The sequence below is a fragment of the Pseudomonas chlororaphis subsp. chlororaphis genome, assembly GCF_003945765.1.
Classification (GTDB): Bacteria; Pseudomonadota; Gammaproteobacteria; order Pseudomonadales; family Pseudomonadaceae; genus Aquipseudomonas; species Aquipseudomonas chlororaphis.
In genome coordinates, this window is record NZ_CP027712.1 from 3309571 (window position 1) to 3325919 (window position 16349).

The following is a 16349-nucleotide window of genomic DNA, read 5'->3' on the forward strand; positions in this document are numbered from 1 at the left end:
CGAGGGACGACCAATGCCTATTGCATCAGCCGTTCGACCTTGATGAACGAGTCATCCTTGGATTGCAGAATTGCCATCGTCGTTGGCCGGGTTTTAAACAGTGGCCCATTGACCACCGGGGCCAGCTTGAGCAAATGCCGGCCTTCATAAATCTGGTGTTCCAGCAGCACGTCGAGGTTCTCGGTGATGTCTGGCAGGCGTTCATCCTCGGGTTCGCCGAAGGCGGCGTATTGCTCGTCGACCCAGTACACCCAGCCCAGGCGTGCCTGGACCCTGGCAGTGTCGGCGGGGAGGTTGAAGGCTGGTCCATCGGCGTTCCAGGGCTGCTGGGCGTCGGCGCTCCAGGCCAGCCAGTGGCCATTCTGTGGGCCGAAATTGCGCGGGGCAGGGCTGTAGACGTTCTGCCAGGGGCCGAACAGCTGATTCGCGGTGTCGCCGGCGGTATAGACCAGGGCGGCCCATAGGCTGGCCTTGTGATAGCTCAGCAGGCTCTGGCCGCCGGAGCCGTCATTGGCCTTCAGCAGCCAGCGGGCGTGAGCCAGGGCCTTGGCGGGATCCTCGGCGGTGAGGGCGATGCCGGCGCCGTTCTCTGCGCACAGGCGCGCGGCTTCGGCGGCCAGGCGACTGCCCCAGGGGGCGACCAGCCATAGTGGGCCTTCGCTGGCCAGCTCGGCCAAGTCGGTATTGCCGAACAGCGGCTGGGTGTTCATCGGCTCGCCGACGCGATACAGGATCGATATGGCCTCGGGCTGGCGGCCGCGATCGATGATGAAGTACAGGCTCTGGCTGGAGCCCTCGCGGGGCAGTTGCTCGAAGGCATAACGCGGTGCGGTCAGCAGGGCGTTCATGGCGTTTACATGCATGTGCAATCCTTACGGCTGCAGGCGCCGTTGCTCTGTTTTCCGCACAGCGGGGTGATGCCCGACTCGTTGAGGCGGCTGGGCAGCGGGACTTTGCCGGCCTTGTCGTTATCGGCGAGTTTCAAGGGGCCCGGCAACAGCGGCGCCGCTGGCGTACCCACGCCCGGCGCGCCGCCGGAGTTGATCTTCACGTCGGCCCCGCTGATGGTCACGCCACCAGCATCGAGCTTCACAAAGCTGCCCCCGGCCTTGGCGGTGAGTTCGGCGCCGGCTTCCAGAACCACGATGTTTCCGGTCTTGTAGTGGATTTCCTGGCCGGCTTCGACGAATTGCGCGGTGCCGATGTTGGCGTGCTGGGTGACGGCCACGGTGAGGTGGTCGTTGGCGCGGATTTCGCTTTTGCGGTCGAGGTGGGTGATGCGGTGCTCCTCGGCCTTGAGTTCGGTGAGGGTGTTGGCTTCGACCGTGTCGTGGCGTTGGTTGCCGACGCGGATCCGCTGGTCGTGCTCGACGTTTTCGTCCCAGTCGCGCTGGGCGTGCAGGTAGATCTGTTCGGCGCCTTTCTTGTCTTCGATGCGCAGTTCGTTGTAGCCCTTGCCGCCCGGCGAGCTGAGGGTCTTGAAGGTGCTGCGGGTCTTGTTCGCCGGCAGGTCGTAGGGGACCAGGTTTTCCTTGTGGTACAGGCAGCCGGTGACCAGGGGCTGGTCGGGGTCGCCTTCGAGGAAGGTCACCAGTACTTCCATGCCGATCCGCGGGATGGCGATGCCGCCGTAGGCCTTGCCGGCCCAGCCGCTGGCGACGCGGACCCAGCAGGAGGTGTTGTCGTCGGCCTGGCCGTCGCGGTCCCAGTGGAACTGCACCTTGATCCGGCCGTATTGGTCGCAATGGATTTCTTCGCCCTTGGGCCCGGTGACCACCGCGGTCTGGCTGCCCAGGGACTTGGGTTTCGGGTGTTCCAGCGGCGGGCGGTAGTGGGCGTCCCAGGGCGTGGCGAGGAAGCGGTTGCGGTAGCCCTGGTGGAAGTCGTCCTTGTTGCTGGTGACGTCGCTGGTGATGTTCTCGCCCAGCACTTGCGGCTGCTTGCCTTCGTGGATCACCTCCAGCAGCAGCCACAGGTCGTTCCATTCGCTGCGCGGGTGGGCGGCCAGAGTCAGGAAGTGGCCGCTGACCAGGCTCGGCTCGTCGCCTTTGCCTTCGGCCAGCCGGTAGTCGCTGCGATGGCGTTCCAGGGCGCGGGTCGCCAGTTGCTTGCCGCGGACCTGCTGGGTGAACAGGCCGGGGTAGTCGTAGTCTTCCAGGTCTGGCATGAATTCGGACTTGGCCGCGCCCTCGGGCAGCAGGCTCGGCTTCTCGAAGTCATAGTCGCGGCGGCTGACGCGGCTGGTGCGGGTTTCCAGGCGCAGGTTGAAGCGCTTGATCACCGGCTGTTCGGCGGCCATGCCCGAGTCCTGCTGGTAGTTCACCGCCGCCAGCTTGCGGAACACCGTCTGGTCGTCGCCGAACACCAGCTTGTGGCCGCTGGCGCTGTGCTGGAAGTGGAAGTGAATGCCTTCTTCTTCACACAAGCGCTGGATGAAGTGCAGGTCGGATTCGTCGTACTGGGTGCAGTAGACCCGCTCCGGGTAGGTGGCGCCGAGCTGGAAACTGTAGGCGTCGGCCAGGATGCCGCGGGCCTCGAGGACCTGGGCGATGATCTTCGGCACGCTGAGGTGCTGGTAGATCTTCTGGTTGAAGTTGTGGCGCAGGTAGTTGAGCTGTGGGGTCAGGCTGATGCTGTAGCGGGTCAGCTTGCGCCCGGAATCGCCCTGGGCGATGCGGTACACCAGGCCGTGGATCAGGCCTTTACCGGTCGCGCCAAAGGTCAGGCAGGCCGGCTTGTGCAGGAGTTCTTCGAGCTTGAGGTCGGGACGCGCGCTGACCAGTTCGATATCGAAGCAGAAGGGTTGATTGAGGGCTTCGCGGCCAACGAAACTGAGGACCTGAAGGTCGACCGAGGCGCCTTCGATCGTCAGGGAAATATGGGTAGCGTTAGCATCCAGCATGCCGTGAAATCCATCCATTGAATAAGCAGGGGGCGGATGGTGCAGGAATAAGCCGGTCGATTCAAGCCGAGGCGGCCGCGGCTTTCCGCCCGCCGGAACATTCAGAAATGTCCGCGATAACCATTACTTATGCCTGACAACCCATCCGGCTAACGCCCTACAGGCATCAGCGGAGTTGGCTGTAAGGGATACGCCGATGGTCGCTCAGGGATTCCCGTGGCGACGCGGGCCGGCGACGGGCCTTCGAGCAGCGAGTCAGCGCCGCAATTGCCGTCGGCCAGCTGGCCCGCAAGGGCGACACAGGCTGTCGCCGGGGGCAGGTCGTTGTCGCGTCAGGAACGCGGGGGCAACGGCGGCCGGTAGTAGCTCTGGAACCAATCGACAAAGCGCCCCAGGCCCTCGGCCAGGGGGACCTGCGGGCCGAAGCCGGTGACGTTCTCCAGGGCGCTGGCATCGGCGCAGGTGTTCAGCACGGTGCCGGGCTGCAACGGCAGGTACTCGACCTGTGCCTTGCGCCCGAGCAGTTGCTCCAGGGTGGCGACGTAGTCCTTGAGCTCCACCGAACGTTGCCCGCCGATATTGAACAGACGCCAGGGCGCCATGCTGGTGGCGGGGTCGGGGTGTTCGCGGTTCCACAAGGGGTTGCGCACCGGTGGCTTGCCCAGCAGGCGAACCAGGGATTCGACCAGGTCGTCGATATAGGTGAAGTCGCGCTGGTGCATACCGTAGTTGAACAGCTTCAGCGGACGGCCTTCGCAGATGGCCCGGGCGAACAGCACCGGCGACATGTCCGGGCGTCCCCAGGGGCCATATACGGTAAAGAAGCGCAGGCCGGTGGCCGGCATGTCGAACAGATGGCTGTAGCTATGGGCCATCAGCTCGTTGGCCCTTTTGCTCGCGGCGTACAGCGACAGCGGATGGTCCGCGGTGTCGCTGGCCTTGTGCGGCAGTTGATGGTTGGCGCCGTACACCGAACTGGACGACGCGTAAATCAGGTGTTCGGGCGGATAGCGCCGGCACATTTCCAGCAGGTTGAGAAAGCCGCCGAGGTTGTTGTCCAGGTAAGCCTTGGGGTTTTCCAGGGAATAACGTCCCCCGGCCTGGGCCGCCAGGTTGATCACCACCTGCGGGCGAACCTGGGCGAACAGCCGGTCGAGGGCTTCGGTATCGCCGAGGTCGAGGCGGTACAGCGGGAACTGTCCCACCTGCTGCTCCACCCAGCGCACCCGGTCGCGTTTGAGTTGCGGGTCGTAGTAGTCGTTGAAATTATCCAGCCCGGTGACCTGATGCCCATCCTTGAGCAAACGCAGTGCGGTATGGGCGCCGATGAAGCCGGCGGCCCCGGTGATCAGGATATTCATGCGCAGAGCGCCCCCGGTACGTGCCAGGGCAAGCCACTGCCCGGGGGACACAGGCGAGCGATGTCCCGCGCGATGGCGAGGGCGACTGCTTGTACCAGGCCGACATGGCCGGTACCAAAAACGCTGACATCCAAGGGAGGAACCTCATCCGTGATGGGTAATGCGTGAGTTTCATGGCTCACTTTTTAAAGAACTGAATAGGTGCAAGTCCTTTTCGCGTTCTTTTTTTGACACTACCACAGCGCGGAGACGGTTAATTGGCGTTTTGCCGTGTTATATAAATGACGAAGGCGTTTTGTATAACCCTATTTAAGAAATAATACCGTTTAAAATCAATTAGATAATATGAATGAAAGGCTCATGAAAGCCTTGGGGCAATTCCTGGGTAACAAACCCGGCAGAGCAAATTAATCCGACGAGCGGTAGATGTTTTAACGAAAAAAACGCCATTTTTATCCTGGCGCAGGCTTCCTTGGATCCAAAACCTCTCGAAGCGCCCAATGAATAGCGCCTTGGCCAAGAGCCTGGAGAAAGGCAAAGAGTGTTGGAAATGATCGCTTTATTCGAGGCGAGGGCAGCGCGTTGAAGGAGGGCGCTCAGGGCCAAAGGCTGTAGCAGCTTCAGACTAAAGTCGGGTGTAGCCCGTCAAAGCCATCTGCCATCATTTGCGATCAACATTGATTTGATCAATTCACCTGGCCAGAAACGATTCGCCAGATGGATTGCTATTGCCTTTCTTTCGTCCGCGTTACCGATGCACAGCTGGAGCCTTTCATGCCTTTCCCTTTGCTGCACTCATTCCGACCACTGCGTTATCCAACGGTGGGCCTCGGCGCCCTGTGCCTGTGCGCGGGTTTTACCGCCCAGGCCGAGGCCGCGGGTTTCTTCGAAGACAGCAGCGCCAAGCTCGAGTCGCGCACTATCTACTTCAACCGTGACTTCCGCGACGGCCATACCAGCAACGATCAGGGTGCCTCCAAGCGCGAAGAGTCGGCGCAAGGGTTCATTCTCAACCTGCAATCGGGCTACACCGAAGGCACCGTCGGCTTTGGTATCGACGCGCTGGGCATGCTCGGCTTCAAGCTCGATTCCAGCCCCGACCGCAGCAACAGCGGCCTGCTGCCGTCCAGCGGCCAGGACCCGCGGGGTTCCAAGGACCAATACGCCAAGCTCGGCCTGACCGCCAAGGTGCGCCTGTCGCAGAGTGTGCTCAAGTACGGCGCGCTGCTGCCGGACTTGCCGCTGCTCAAGTACAACGACGGGCGCCTGCTGCCGACTATGTTCAACGGCGCCATGCTCACCTCCAAAGAGATCAAGGACCTGACGTTCACGGCCGCGCGGCTGGACAAGTACACCGCCCGGGACTCCACGGACGCCCAGGACATCCGCGTGCACTGCAAGAACAAACGCTATGCCTGCAACGTTACCGCCGACCATTTCGACATGTACGGCATCGACTACAAGTTCAACGACCGCCTGACCGGCCAGTATCACTACGCGGAGCTGGAGGACATCTACCGCCAGCACTTCATCGGCCTGCTGGCCAACCAGCCGCTGGGCCAGGGCGTGCTCAAGGCTGACCTGCGCCTGCTCAAGAGCGCCGACAGCGGCGCTGAGCGCGCTGGCTCCATCGATAACCGCGCCTTGAGCAGCATGCTCGGCTACGCCATCGACGGCCATACCTTCAGCGCTGGCTGGCAGCGCATGAACGGCGACAACTCGATGCCATACCTCGATGGCAGCAACCCGTACCTGGTCAACTATGTGCAGGTCAACGACTTCGCCGCCGCCCAGGAGCGTTCCTGGCAGTTGCGCTACGACTATGACTTCAAGGCCATCGGCATCAACGGCCTGAGCTTCCTGACCCGCTATGTCAGCGGCGACCATATCAAGGTCCCGGGCAGCGACCAGGAAGGCCGCGAGTGGGAACGCGACAGCGAACTCAAGTACGTGGTGCAGAGCGGCACCTTCAAGGACGTCAGCCTGCGCTTGCGTAACGCCACCTACCGCAGCAACTACGAAAAATACGCGCGGGACGTGGACGAGACGCGGCTGATCGTCAGCTACAACTTCTCGATTCTCTGATGGCGCTGCCGGAAGCTGAATCCGCGATCTGTCTGGAGAAACGCATTGGCAGGCTTTGCGGCCGCTGCGCGCCCGATCGCAGGCTGCGCCAGCGGCTACAAGGTTTGCGGTGTCTGTGTAGCCGCTGCCGAGCTTGCGAGGCTGCGATCGGTTTGGGTGGCATTTCGACGTAGCGACCGCTAATTCTGAATCTGCGATCTGTCTGGATGAACGAATCGGTTGGTTTACGACTGCTTCGCAGCCGATCGCAGGCTGCGCCAGCGGCTACAGGGATCGTGGTGTCTGTGTAGCCGCTGCCGAGCCTGCGAGGCTGCGATCGACTACGCAGTAGTCGCGATCTGCACACGGCCACTTCAGATAGATCGCGTTGCTGGCTTTTGCGGCTGCCTTGCAGCCGGTCGCAGCCTCGCGGAGCTCGGCAGCGGCTACAGAGAATGCGGACGCGGGGAGACCCGTGTCAGGCGGTTACAGCCAGTGCCAGAAGCGGCTCCAGAAGCCGCGGTCCAGCTCTTCCCGGCAGCTGGCGTATTGCTGGCCGTACAGGCTGGAGCGGCTTTGCACTTTCATCGCCACGGTCTGCAGCCAGGGCTTGGCCGTATAGGTCTGCCGGCGGTAGCCACCCCAGCCTTCGTGATAGTTCAGGTACTGGCGGTAGGCATCCTGCTTGGTCACGCCGTTGACTCGTGTGGTCTGGTCCATGTACCAGCCGATAAAGTCGGTGGCGTCGGCGAAGTTGGTGCGGCTGGCCCAGTAGTTGTCGCCCTTGCGCTGGTAGTCGCCCCAGACTTCGTCCTTGGCCTGCGGGTAGCCGGCCGCCGTGCTCACCCGGCCCCAGGGAATCACCCACAGCAGGTATTTGCGTGGCGGCAAGGCGTCCTGCTTGAAGCTCGATTCCTGGTAGATGATCGACAGCGGCACCTGGATCGGCACCCCCCATTTCTCTTCGGTGGCCTTGGCGGCTTTGTACCAGTCGCTTTTCTCGCGAAAGATCTCGCAGATGTCGTTGGGGTTGGCCGGCGGCGAGGTCGCGCAACCGGTCAGGATGAGAGGGAAGACTACGGCGGCACAGGCAAAGCGGGTCAAAGGCAAGGCTCTATTCGGGTCGATGGGGGCGCCAATGTGATACGAATGCGGCGCCCCTGCGATCAGTTCAATTGGTGGCGATAGGGCAGGTCCGGTCCGGTCTTGCCACAGGTCAGCGCCGCGGCGCGGATGGCGAACCTGAGCATCTGGTCGATCTGGTCCCGGCTCAAGCCCGCCACACCCTCCAACGAATCCAGCTGCCGTTCGGTCAGCCAGGCAATCAAGGCGGCCTGGAAGGTGTCGCCGGCGCCCACGGTGTCGGCCATCTTAATCGGCATGGCCGGCGCCGACCAGCGGCCATGCACCCGGCTGAACACCGTCGCGCCCTCTGCGCCGCGGGTCAGGAACACCAGCTGGCAGTGATGCTGCAGCCAGCCTTCGATCACGTGCTGTGGGTCCTGGTCGGGGTAGAGCAGGTGCAAGTCTTCGTCGCTGACCTTGATCAGGTCGGCCAGCCGGACCAGGGTGTCGATGCGCTGGCGCCACAGCTGGATGTCCGGAGCCGGGTTGAGGCGCACGTTGGGGTCGAGGCTGATCAGGCGCTGGCCGCGCTCGCGACGCACCAGCGCCAGCAGGGTGTCGCCGATCGGCTGCACCACCAGGGAAAACGAACCGACGTGCAGGCCGCGCACCTGGCTGTCGAGCGGCGGCAGGTCACTGAGCTGCAACTGGCGGTCGGCGCAGCCTTCGCCACGGAAGCTGTATTGCGGCGAGCCGTTGGCGCCGACCGCGACCATCGCCAGGGTGGTCGGCGCCTCGACATGCAGCAGGTAGTCCTCGCCCACGCCTTCGTCGCGCAGCACCTGCAACAGGCGTCGGCCGAGGTAATCGGTGGAGAGCCCGGCGAACAGCGCCGCGTCCACGCCCAGGCGGCGCAGACCGACCGCGACATTGAAGGGTGAACCGCCGGCGATGGCCTGGAAGTTGACCCGCGATGCCCGACCGCTGGCATCGTTTTCGCTGAAAAAATCGAACAGTGCTTCACCACAGACCAGATACATAGTCATTCGCTCTTCAAAAGGGTTGTCACATGCTGTTGGTAACGTTCATAGGCCTGCTGATAGGCCGCGACATTGGCCGCTATCGGCCAGGTCTCGCTGCTTGCATCGAGCCTCACGCAGCGCTGGCACAATTGCGCCAGGCTCTGCGGCCGGTCGCTGCTGCGGGAATAGCACCAGGCCGCCTGGATCGCCGCGCCCAGGGCCGCCGCTTCGCTCTGCTCGGTGCAGACCACCGGGGTGTGCATGATATCGGCGACCATCTGCCGCCACAGCGGGCTTTTCGAACCACCGCCGATCAGGCGGATGCCCTGGCTTTGCAGGCCGTTGTGGCGCAGCAGGTCGAGGCCGTAGCGCAGGCCGAAGGTGGTGCCCTCGACCACCGCGCGGCACAGGTTGGCCCGGGTCAGGTTGTCGGCGGTCAGCCCCAGCAGGCTGCCGCTGGCATGGGGCAGGGCGGGGACCCGCTCGCCGTTGAGGAACGGCAGCATGCACACGCCCTCGGCACCGATCGGCGCCTGCGCCACCAGCTGGTTGAAGGCATCGATATCCAGCTCGAACAGTTCGCGCACCGCGCCGGTGGCATTGGTCAGGTTCATGGTGCAGATCAGCGGCAGCCAGCCGCCGCTGGAGGAACAGAAGGTCGCCACCGCGGCGTCTGCGCTGACCCGGGGTTGCTCGGCATAGGCGTACAGGGTGCCGGAGGAACCCAGGCTCATGGTGATCGCCCCGGGCTGGATATTGCCGGTGCCGATGGCCCCGAGCATGTTGTCGCCGCCACCGCTGGACACCAGCGCCCGCGGGTTGAGGCCCAGGTGCCGGGCGAGCTCCGGCAGCAGCGTGCCCACCGGCTGGTCGGCTTCGAGCAGTTCCGGCAAGGCGGCTTCCAGGCGGCCGTCGGGGTCGATGTGCCGGAGCAGTTCCAGGTCCCACTGGCGGCTGCGCACGTTGAAATAGCCGGTGCCCGAGGCATCGCCGTATTCGCTGCAGCAGCGGCCGGTCAGCCAGTAATTCAGGTAGTCGTGGGGCAGCAGCACATGGGCGATGCGCTGGAAAATCTGCGGATGCTGTTCCCGGGTCCACAGCAGTTTCGACACGGTGTAGCCGGGGGCAATCGCCACACCGAGGCGCTCCAGGGAGCCCTGTTCGCCGCTCAGGTAATCCAGCAGGCGCTGGTTCTGTGGGGTGGATTCGGTGTCGCACCAGAGCTTGGCCGGGCGCAGCACCTGGCCCTGCTGGTCGAGCAGGACCAGGCCGTGCTGCTGGCCGGAGACGCCGATGCCGAGGATGTCCAGGCCGCTGACCCCCGCCGCCAATAACGCACGGCGGGTGGCCAGGGTGAACGCCTCGCGCCATTGCTCGACGTCCTGTTCACGGCGGCCGTTGGCGCCGCTGATCAGGCTGTGGGGCGCCGCGCCCAGGCCCAGTACTTCACCGCTGGCGGCGTCGAGGACGATGGCCTTGGTGCCCTGGGTGCCGCAGTCGATGCCGAGGAAAAGCTGTTGCGTCGTCATGGATGAACCTGCACAAAATTAATCAAACCCACTGTAGCCGCTGCCGAGCCTGCGAGGCTGCGACCGGTTTGGGCGGCATTCCGACGTAGTAATCGCAAAACGTCAGTCCGCGATCTGCCTGGATCAACGCACCCGCGACAGGCAAGCATCAGCGGTCCCGGGCCAACACCCGCTCCAGGGTGAGGGTCACGCCGTTGTCGCGCAGGCTGCTGTAGCAGCGTTCGAAGGCTTCGACAAAGGCGGGCGAGTTGGGGATGGCGCTGCCGAAGATCTCCTCGACCGCCAGCAATCGCTGGCTGATCAGTGCGTCGTCCGCCACCAGCGCCTGGCAGAACGCGGCGCGCGGGTCGGGAATGCGGTAGGTGTCGCCGTTTTCGTCCACGCCCTTGAGGTACCGGGCCCAGGCGGCGACCACCAGGGCGGCGCGCTCGGTATCGCGGCCGTCGGCGATCAGGCGGTTGAGGGTCGGCACGCTGAACTTGGGCAGCTTCGACGAGCCGTCGGAGCAGACCCGCTCCAATTGGTCGGCAATCGCCCGGTTGGAGAAACGCGCCACCAGGGTGTCTTTGTAGGCACTCAGGTCGATGCCCGGCACCGGCGCCAGTTGCGGAGTCACGTCCAGGTCCATGTAGGCGCGCATGTACGTCACGAACAGCGGGTCGGCCATGGTCTCGTGGACAAAGCGATAACCCTTGAGGAACCCCAGGTAGGTCAGGGCCAGGTGGCTGCCATTGAGCAGCTTGATCTTCATCTCCTCATAGGGTGTGACGTCATCGGTGAATTGCACGCCGACCTTTTCCCAGGCCGGCCGGCCGCTGACGAACTTGTCTTCCAGCACCCATTGCGCAAAGGGCTCGCAGACCACCGGCCAGGCGTCGTCGATGCCGTGCTGGTCGTGCAGTTGCAGGCGGTGAGCGGTGCTGGTCATCGGCGTGATGCGGTCGACCATGGCATTGGGGAAGCTGACGTGGGTGGCGATCCAGTCGCGCAGGTCGGCGTCGCGCTGCCCGGCGAAGGCCAGCAGCGCCTTGCGGGTCACCGCGCCGTTGTGCGGCAGGTTATCGCAGGACATCAGGGTAAAGGCCGGGACCCCGGCCGCCCGGCGCTGGGCCAGGGCCGCGCAGAGAAAACCGAACACGGTCTGCGGCTGCTGCGGGTGGGCCAGGTCGTGCTGGATCTGCGGCAGGTGGGCCATGAACTCGCCGCTGCTGTCGTCGATGCAGTAGCCACCCTCGGTGATGGTCAGCGAGACGATGCGGATCTGCGGGTCGGCCAGTTTGTCGATCAGCGCCTGTGCGCCGTCTTCGGCCAGCAGCATCTCGCTAATGGCGCCGATCACCCGCACTTCGGCGGCATCGCTGTCGCCCAGCTCAAACAGGGTGAACAGGTAGTCCTGGCCGGCCAGGTCGTCGCGCGCGCGGCGGTCCTCGGCGCGCAGGCCGAGCCCGCAGATGCTCCAGTCCAGGCCTTCGCCGGTGTTCATCAGGGCATCGGTGTAATAGGCCTGGTGGGCCCGGTGGAAACCACCCACGCCGATATGCACCATGCCTTGCCGGGTCTCGGCCAGGTCGTAGGCGGGCAGGCGGACTTCAGGGGCCAGGTGGTGGAGGTTGTGTCGGTTCAGTTTCATCGTTCGGTTCTCGTTCAGGCAGCGGCGCGCAACGGCCTGGCCACGGCCATGCCGTCGGCATCGAAGAGGTGGCAGTGCTCGGCATCCAGGTTCAGGCTCAGCTGCTGGCCATAGGCGCTGGCCAGGTCGCCGCGGATGCGCATCGTCAGGGCTTCGCCGGAAGCGGTGACGACGTGGCAGAAGGTGTCGCTGCCCAGGCGTTCGCTGACGTCGGCGGTGACCTGCAGGGTGCAGTCGCCCGGCCGGGCCAGCTCCAGGTGCTCGGGACGAATGCCCAGGGTCACCGGGCTGCCGACGCTCAAGTGGGCGCCGCTCTGCGGCAGCTGGATGCGGGTGCCGGCCTCCAGCTGCACCTCGCAGCCCTGGCCATCGACCCGGCTCAGCCGGCCCTTGAGAAAGCCCATCTTCGGCGTGCCGAGGAAGCCGGCGACAAACAGGTTGGCCGGGCTGTGGTACAGCTCCAGCGGCGAACCCACCTGTTCCACGCGCCCGCCGTTGAGCACCACCACCTTGTCGGCCAGGGTCATGGCTTCGACCTGGTCGTGGGTCACGTAGATCATGGTCGCCTGCAGCTCTTTATGCAGGCGCGCCAGCTCCAGGCGCATCTGCACCCGCAGCGCCGCGTCGAGGTTGGACAGCGGCTCGTCGAACAGGAAGATCTTCGGGTTGCGCACGATGGCCCGGCCAATCGCTACGCGCTGGCGCTGGCCGCCGGACAGCTGCTTGGGCTTGCGCTCGAGCATCGGCCCCAGTTCGAGGATGCGCGCCGCTTCGTCGACCTTCTGTTGCACCTCGGCTTTCGGCACGCCGGCCAGGTCCAGGGCGAAGGACATGTTCTTGCGCACGCTCATGTGCGGGTACAGGGCGTAGGTCTGGAACACCATGGCCAGGTCGCGCTTGGCCGGGCTGACTTCGGTGATGTCGCGGCCATCGAGCTCGATGGTGCCGCCGCTGACTTCCTCCAGGCCGGCGATCAGCCGCAGCAGGGTGGACTTGCCGCAGCCCGAGGGGCCGACGAAGACCACGAATTCCTTGTCGCGCACCTCCAGGTCGATGCCCTTGATGATGGAAAAACCTTCGAAGCCTTTTTGCAGATTGTTGATTTTCAGGTTGGCCATGACGGGCCTCCATGTTTCTGAATGTCGATGTAGCCGCTGCCGCAGGCTGCGACAGGCACCGAAGGGGCCTCGGCGTCTGTGCGATCGCTGGCGAGCCTGCGGCTCGATCGCAGCCTTCGGCAGCGGCTACGGGGTTCGATGTTTATTTCACGGCGCCGAAGGACAGGCCGCGCACCAGTTGTTTCTGGCTGATCCAGCCGAAGATCAGGATCGGCGCGCAGGCCAGGGTCGAGACCGCCGAGAGCTTGGCCCAGAACAGCCCTTCGGGGCTGGAGTAGGAGGCGATCAGCGCGGTCAGCGGCGCGGCGTTGGACGAGGTCAGGTTCAACGACCAGAACGCCTCGTTCCAGCACAGGATCAGCGACAGCAGCACGGTGGAGGCCAGCCCGCCCTTGGCGATCGGCAGCAGCACCCGGAGCATTTCCTGGCCCAGGGTCGCGCCGTCCAGCCGCGCGGCCTCGAGGATGTCCCGGGGGATGTCCTTGAAGTAGGTGTAAATCATCCAGACCACGATCGGCAGGTTGATCAGGGTGTAGATCGCGATCAGCGCGATGCGCGTGTCCAGCAGGCCAAAGCTCTTGGCCAGCAGGTAGATCGGCATCAGCACGCCCACCGGCGGCAGCATCTTGGTCGACAGCATCCACAGCAGGGTGCGCTTGGTGTTGCGGGTTTCGTAGAAGGCCATGGAGTAGGCCGCCGGCACCGCGATCAGCAGGCACAGGGCGGTGGCGCTGAAGGAGATCACCACCGAGTTCCAGGCGAAGGCGAAGTAGTTGCTGCGCTCGTTGATGTGCAGGTAGTTCTCCAGCGTCGGCGTGAAGATGAACTGCGGCGGGGTGGCAAAGGCGTCGATTTCGCTCTTGAAGCTGGTCAGCAGCATCCAGAAGATCGGGAAGAAGATCAGGATCGCGATGGCCCAGGCCAGGGTGCCGAGCAGCAGGCTTTGCAGGCGGCGGGATTGTTGCAGGGTCATGGCGCGCACCTCAGGGCTTGTCAGTCAGGTTTTTGCCGAGCATCCGTACCAGGATGATCGCGGCGATATTGGCGATGACCACGGCGATCAGGCCGCCGGCCGAGGCCATGCCCACGTCGAACTGCACCAGCGCCTGGTTGTAGATCAGGTAGGCGAGGTTGGTCGAGGCGTAGCCCGGGCCACCGTTGGTGGTGGTGAAGATTTCGGCGAACACCGAGAGCAGGAAGATGGTCTCGATCATCACCACCACCGAGATCGGCCGCGCCAGGTGCGGCAGGGTCAGGTGCCAGAAGATCGCGATGGCCCCGGCGCCATCCAGGCGCGCGGCTTCCTTCTGTTCCTGGTCCAGCGACTGCATGGCGGTCATCAGGATCAGGATCGCGAACGGCAGCCACTGCCACGAGACAATGATGATGATCGACAGCAGCGGGTAGTGGGCCAGCCAGTCCACCGGCTGGGCGCCGAACAGCTTCCACACCGCGGCGAGAATCCCCGACACCGGGTGAAAGATCAGGTTCTTCCAGATCAGCGCGCCCACCGTGGGCATGATGAAGAACGGCGAGATCAGCAGCACCCGGACAATGCCGCGGCCGAGGAACTCGCTGGCTTCCAGCAGGGCGCTGATCAGCACCCCGAACACCACGCTGATCAGCAGCACGCTGCCGACCAGCAACAGGGTGTTGGCGGCCCCGGGCAGGAAGCCCGAGTCGGTGAGGAAGTAGCTGAAGTTCTCCAGGCCGACGAACTGGTTCTCGCCGGGGTACAGCAGGTTGTAGCGGATCAGCGAGAAGTACAGGGTCATGCCCAGGGGCACGATCATCCACAGCAGCAACAGCGCCACCGAGGGGCTGACCAGGAACCAGCCGGGGTTGAGCAGGCGGCGCTTGCGCGCGGCTTGGGGGATTTGCAGATGAGCGTTGGCAGTCGAGGTATTCATGGCGATCACAACCGTTCAGGTGTGTTTTCTGTGCAGGAGCGAGGCTTGCCTGCGACGAACGATGACGCGCTTATCGGACAGACCGCGGTGCGGCTATCGCGGGCAAGCCTCGCTCCTACAGAGGACGGGGATTACTTGGGGTAGCCGGCGCGTTTCATTTCACGTTCGGTGGTCTGCTGCGCGGCGGCCAGGGCCTGGTCGACCGTGGTCTGGCCGATCAGCGCGGCGGAGAACAATTTGCCGACCTGAGTGCCGATGGCCTGGAACTCGGGGATGGTCACCAGCTGGATACCGATGTAGGGCACCGGCTTGAGGGTCGGCCTGGTCGGGTCGGCGACTTTCAGCGACTCCAGGGTCACCCTGGCAAACGGCGCGGCCTGCATATAGGCCTCGCTGTAGGTGGAGGCGCGAGTGCCTGGCGGTACGTTGGCGATGCCGTCTTTCTCGGCGACCAGGGCCCCGTATTCCTTGGACGTGGCCCAGGTGGCGAAGGTCTGCGCGGCGTCCTTGGCCTTGGAACTGGTGGGGATCGCCAGCGCCCAGGAGTACATCCAGGCGCTGCCCTTGTCAGTCACCTGCTGCGGCGCGTAGGTAAAGCCGACGTGTTCGCTGACCTTGCTCTGCGACTTGTCGGTGACGAAGGAGCCGGCGACGCTGGCATCGACCCAGATCGCGCACTTGCCGCTGTTGAACAGCGCCAGGTTCTCGTTGAAACCGTTGCTGGAGGCGCCGGGCGGGCCGGCCTTTTTCATGGTGTCGACGTAGAAGGCCAGGGCGTTTTTCCATTCCGTCCCGTTGAACTCCGGCTGCCACTGCTCATTGAACCAGCGCGCGCCGAAACCGTTGGCCAGGGTGGTGATCAGGGCCATGTTTTCGCCCCAGCCGGCCTTGCCGCGCAGGCAGATGCCGTACTGTTCCTGCTCGGGTTTGTTGAGCTTGCCGGCGAACTCGCCGATCTGCTCCCAGGTCGGGTGTTCGGGCATGACCAGGCCGGCGTCCTTGAACAGGTCGGTGCGGTAGTAGGTCATCGAGCTTTCGGCGTAGAACGGCAGGGCGTACAGCGTGCCCTTGGCCGACAGGCCTTCGCGTACCGAGGGGAAGATGTCCTGCAGGTCATAGGCGGCGGGCAGGTCCTGCATCGGTTGCAGCCAGCCCTTGGCGCCCCAGAGTGCGGCTTCGTACATGCCGATGGTCAGCACGTCGAACTGCCCGCCCTGGGTGGCGATGTCGGTGGTCAGGCGCTGGCGCAACACGTTTTCTTCGAGCACCACCCAGTTCAGCTTGATGTCCGGATGCTCGCTCTCGAAGGCTTTCGAGAGTTTCTGCATGCGGATCATGTCGCTGTTGTTGACGGTGGCGATGGTCACGGTCTGGGCGCCGAGGCTGACGCCGCTGAGGGTCATGCAGGTGGTGACGAGCAGGGCTTTGATGCAGGGTTTCATCGTGCACTCCTCTTCCGGGCCCGGTGGGCGGCAGAAGGACGGTTATTGTTGTTGTGTCTTCCGGATGCTGGGAAGAATGTGGGCTGATTACAGCCCTCAACGACCGCGCCTGACAAATCATCCCTGACACTTGAATCGATACTTTTTTGCACTGCGATGAAATCCTCCGCCCGGCGCAAGCCGCCATGGGCCAAGGATTCGCCCGTTCGAGCCGGGTAAAGCAGGGGAGATTGCGTATTGGTTTTTTTACCGTGGCGGCCTGGACCGGAGAACGGCGAGAAGGTGCCGATGACAGCGGCGAAGCCC

At 64.2% G+C, this 16349-nt stretch carries 12 protein-coding genes; 1 reads left to right on the top strand and 11 read right to left on the bottom strand.

What is annotated here, in order from left to right; translation table 11 throughout:
* Positions 1–17: 17 nt before the first annotated feature.
* The 3 genes from C4K27_RS15215 to C4K27_RS15225 all read right to left on the bottom strand — a co-directional run bounded on the left by C4K27_RS15215 (position 18) and on the right by C4K27_RS15225 (position 4263).
* On the bottom strand, positions 18–863 hold the full coding sequence (locus tag C4K27_RS15215; RefSeq protein WP_053261087.1) for a DUF4123 domain-containing protein: 846 nt from the start codon (positions 861–863) through the stop codon (positions 18–20).
* Entirely contained in the window at positions 854–2902 is a 2049-nt protein-coding gene (locus C4K27_RS15220; protein ID WP_053261088.1) for a type VI secretion system Vgr family protein, read from the bottom strand. The genes C4K27_RS15215 and C4K27_RS15220 overlap by 10 nt, the downstream gene beginning before the upstream one ends.
* Before the next feature lie 332 nt (positions 2903–3234).
* Positions 3235–4263 carry an NAD-dependent epimerase/dehydratase family protein gene (locus tag C4K27_RS15225; protein ID WP_053261089.1) on the bottom strand — a complete coding sequence of 343 codons (1029 nt, stop codon included), beginning with the start codon at positions 4261–4263 and terminating at the stop codon, positions 3235–3237.
* A gap of 774 nt (positions 4264–5037) precedes the next feature.
* Here C4K27_RS15225 and C4K27_RS15235 point away from each other — a divergent pair.
* Positions 5038–6348 (top strand): OprD family porin, encoded by a 1311-nt coding sequence (locus C4K27_RS15235; RefSeq protein WP_125738036.1) that lies wholly within the window; start codon positions 5038–5040, stop codon positions 6346–6348.
* A 465-nt stretch (positions 6349–6813) separates the two neighbouring features.
* On the opposite strand, the gene C4K27_RS15240 is transcribed toward C4K27_RS15235, so the two are convergent.
* From C4K27_RS15240 to C4K27_RS15275, 8 genes are all read right to left on the bottom strand, one after another.
* Positions 6814–7431, bottom strand: a complete 618-nt coding sequence (locus C4K27_RS15240) for a transglycosylase SLT domain-containing protein (RefSeq protein WP_009043799.1) — start codon at positions 7429–7431, stop codon at positions 6814–6816.
* Positions 7432–7493: 62 nt separating this feature from the next.
* Positions 7494–8432 carry a carbohydrate kinase family protein gene (locus C4K27_RS15245; protein WP_053261090.1) on the bottom strand — a complete coding sequence of 313 codons (939 nt, stop codon included), beginning with the start codon at positions 8430–8432 and terminating at the stop codon, positions 7494–7496.
* A 2-nt stretch (positions 8433–8434) separates the two neighbouring features.
* Positions 8435–9943: a xylulokinase gene (gene xylB, locus C4K27_RS15250; protein WP_053261091.1), complete on the bottom strand. Its 1509-nt coding sequence runs from the start codon at positions 9941–9943 to the stop codon at positions 8435–8437.
* A gap of 148 nt (positions 9944–10091) precedes the next feature.
* Positions 10092–11573: a mannitol dehydrogenase family protein gene (locus C4K27_RS15255; protein ID WP_053261092.1), complete on the bottom strand. Its 1482-nt coding sequence runs from the start codon at positions 11571–11573 to the stop codon at positions 10092–10094.
* A gap of 14 nt (positions 11574–11587) precedes the next feature.
* The gene (locus C4K27_RS15260; protein WP_053261093.1) at positions 11588–12691 is read right to left on the bottom strand and encodes an ABC transporter ATP-binding protein; all 1104 of its coding nucleotides are present in this window, start codon (positions 12689–12691) and stop codon (positions 11588–11590) included.
* Between the two features lie 142 nt (positions 12692–12833).
* The gene (locus tag C4K27_RS15265) at positions 12834–13664 is read right to left on the bottom strand and encodes a carbohydrate ABC transporter permease (protein WP_009043804.1); all 831 of its coding nucleotides are present in this window, start codon (positions 13662–13664) and stop codon (positions 12834–12836) included.
* Positions 13665–13674: 10 nt separating this feature from the next.
* Positions 13675–14601, bottom strand: coding sequence for a carbohydrate ABC transporter permease (locus C4K27_RS15270; RefSeq protein WP_053261584.1), 927 nt, complete (start codon positions 14599–14601; stop codon positions 13675–13677).
* 131 nt (positions 14602–14732) lie between these two features.
* Positions 14733–16043: an ABC transporter substrate-binding protein gene (locus tag C4K27_RS15275; RefSeq protein WP_053261094.1), complete on the bottom strand. Its 1311-nt coding sequence runs from the start codon at positions 16041–16043 to the stop codon at positions 14733–14735.
* Between the last annotated feature and the right edge of the window lie 306 nt (positions 16044–16349).

Coding starts and splice junctions, on each gene's coding strand:
- C4K27_RS15270 (WP_053261584.1), bottom strand. CDS start 14,601: ATGAATACCTCGACTGCCAACGCTCATCTGCAAATCCCCCAAGCCGCG.
- xylB (WP_053261091.1), bottom strand. CDS start 9,943: ATGACGACGCAACAGCTTTTCCTCGGCATCGACTGCGGCACCCAGGGC.
- C4K27_RS15265 (WP_009043804.1), bottom strand. CDS start 13,664: ATGACCCTGCAACAATCCCGCCGCCTGCAAAGCCTGCTGCTCGGCACC.
- C4K27_RS15215 (WP_053261087.1), bottom strand. CDS start 863: ATGCATGTAAACGCCATGAACGCCCTGCTGACCGCACCGCGTTATGCC.
- C4K27_RS15245 (WP_053261090.1), bottom strand. CDS start 8,432: ATGTATCTGGTCTGTGGTGAAGCACTGTTCGATTTTTTCAGCGAAAAC.
- C4K27_RS15275 (WP_053261094.1), bottom strand. CDS start 16,043: ATGAAACCCTGCATCAAAGCCCTGCTCGTCACCACCTGCATGACCCTC.
- C4K27_RS15255 (WP_053261092.1), bottom strand. CDS start 11,573: ATGAAACTGAACCGACACAACCTCCACCACCTGGCCCCTGAAGTCCGC.
- C4K27_RS15225 (WP_053261089.1), bottom strand. CDS start 4,263: ATGAATATCCTGATCACCGGGGCCGCCGGCTTCATCGGCGCCCATACC.
- C4K27_RS15235 (WP_125738036.1), top strand. CDS start 5,038: ATGCCTTTCCCTTTGCTGCACTCATTCCGACCACTGCGTTATCCAACG.
- C4K27_RS15220 (WP_053261088.1), bottom strand. CDS start 2,902: ATGCTGGATGCTAACGCTACCCATATTTCCCTGACGATCGAAGGCGCC.
- C4K27_RS15260 (WP_053261093.1), bottom strand. CDS start 12,691: ATGGCCAACCTGAAAATCAACAATCTGCAAAAAGGCTTCGAAGGTTTT.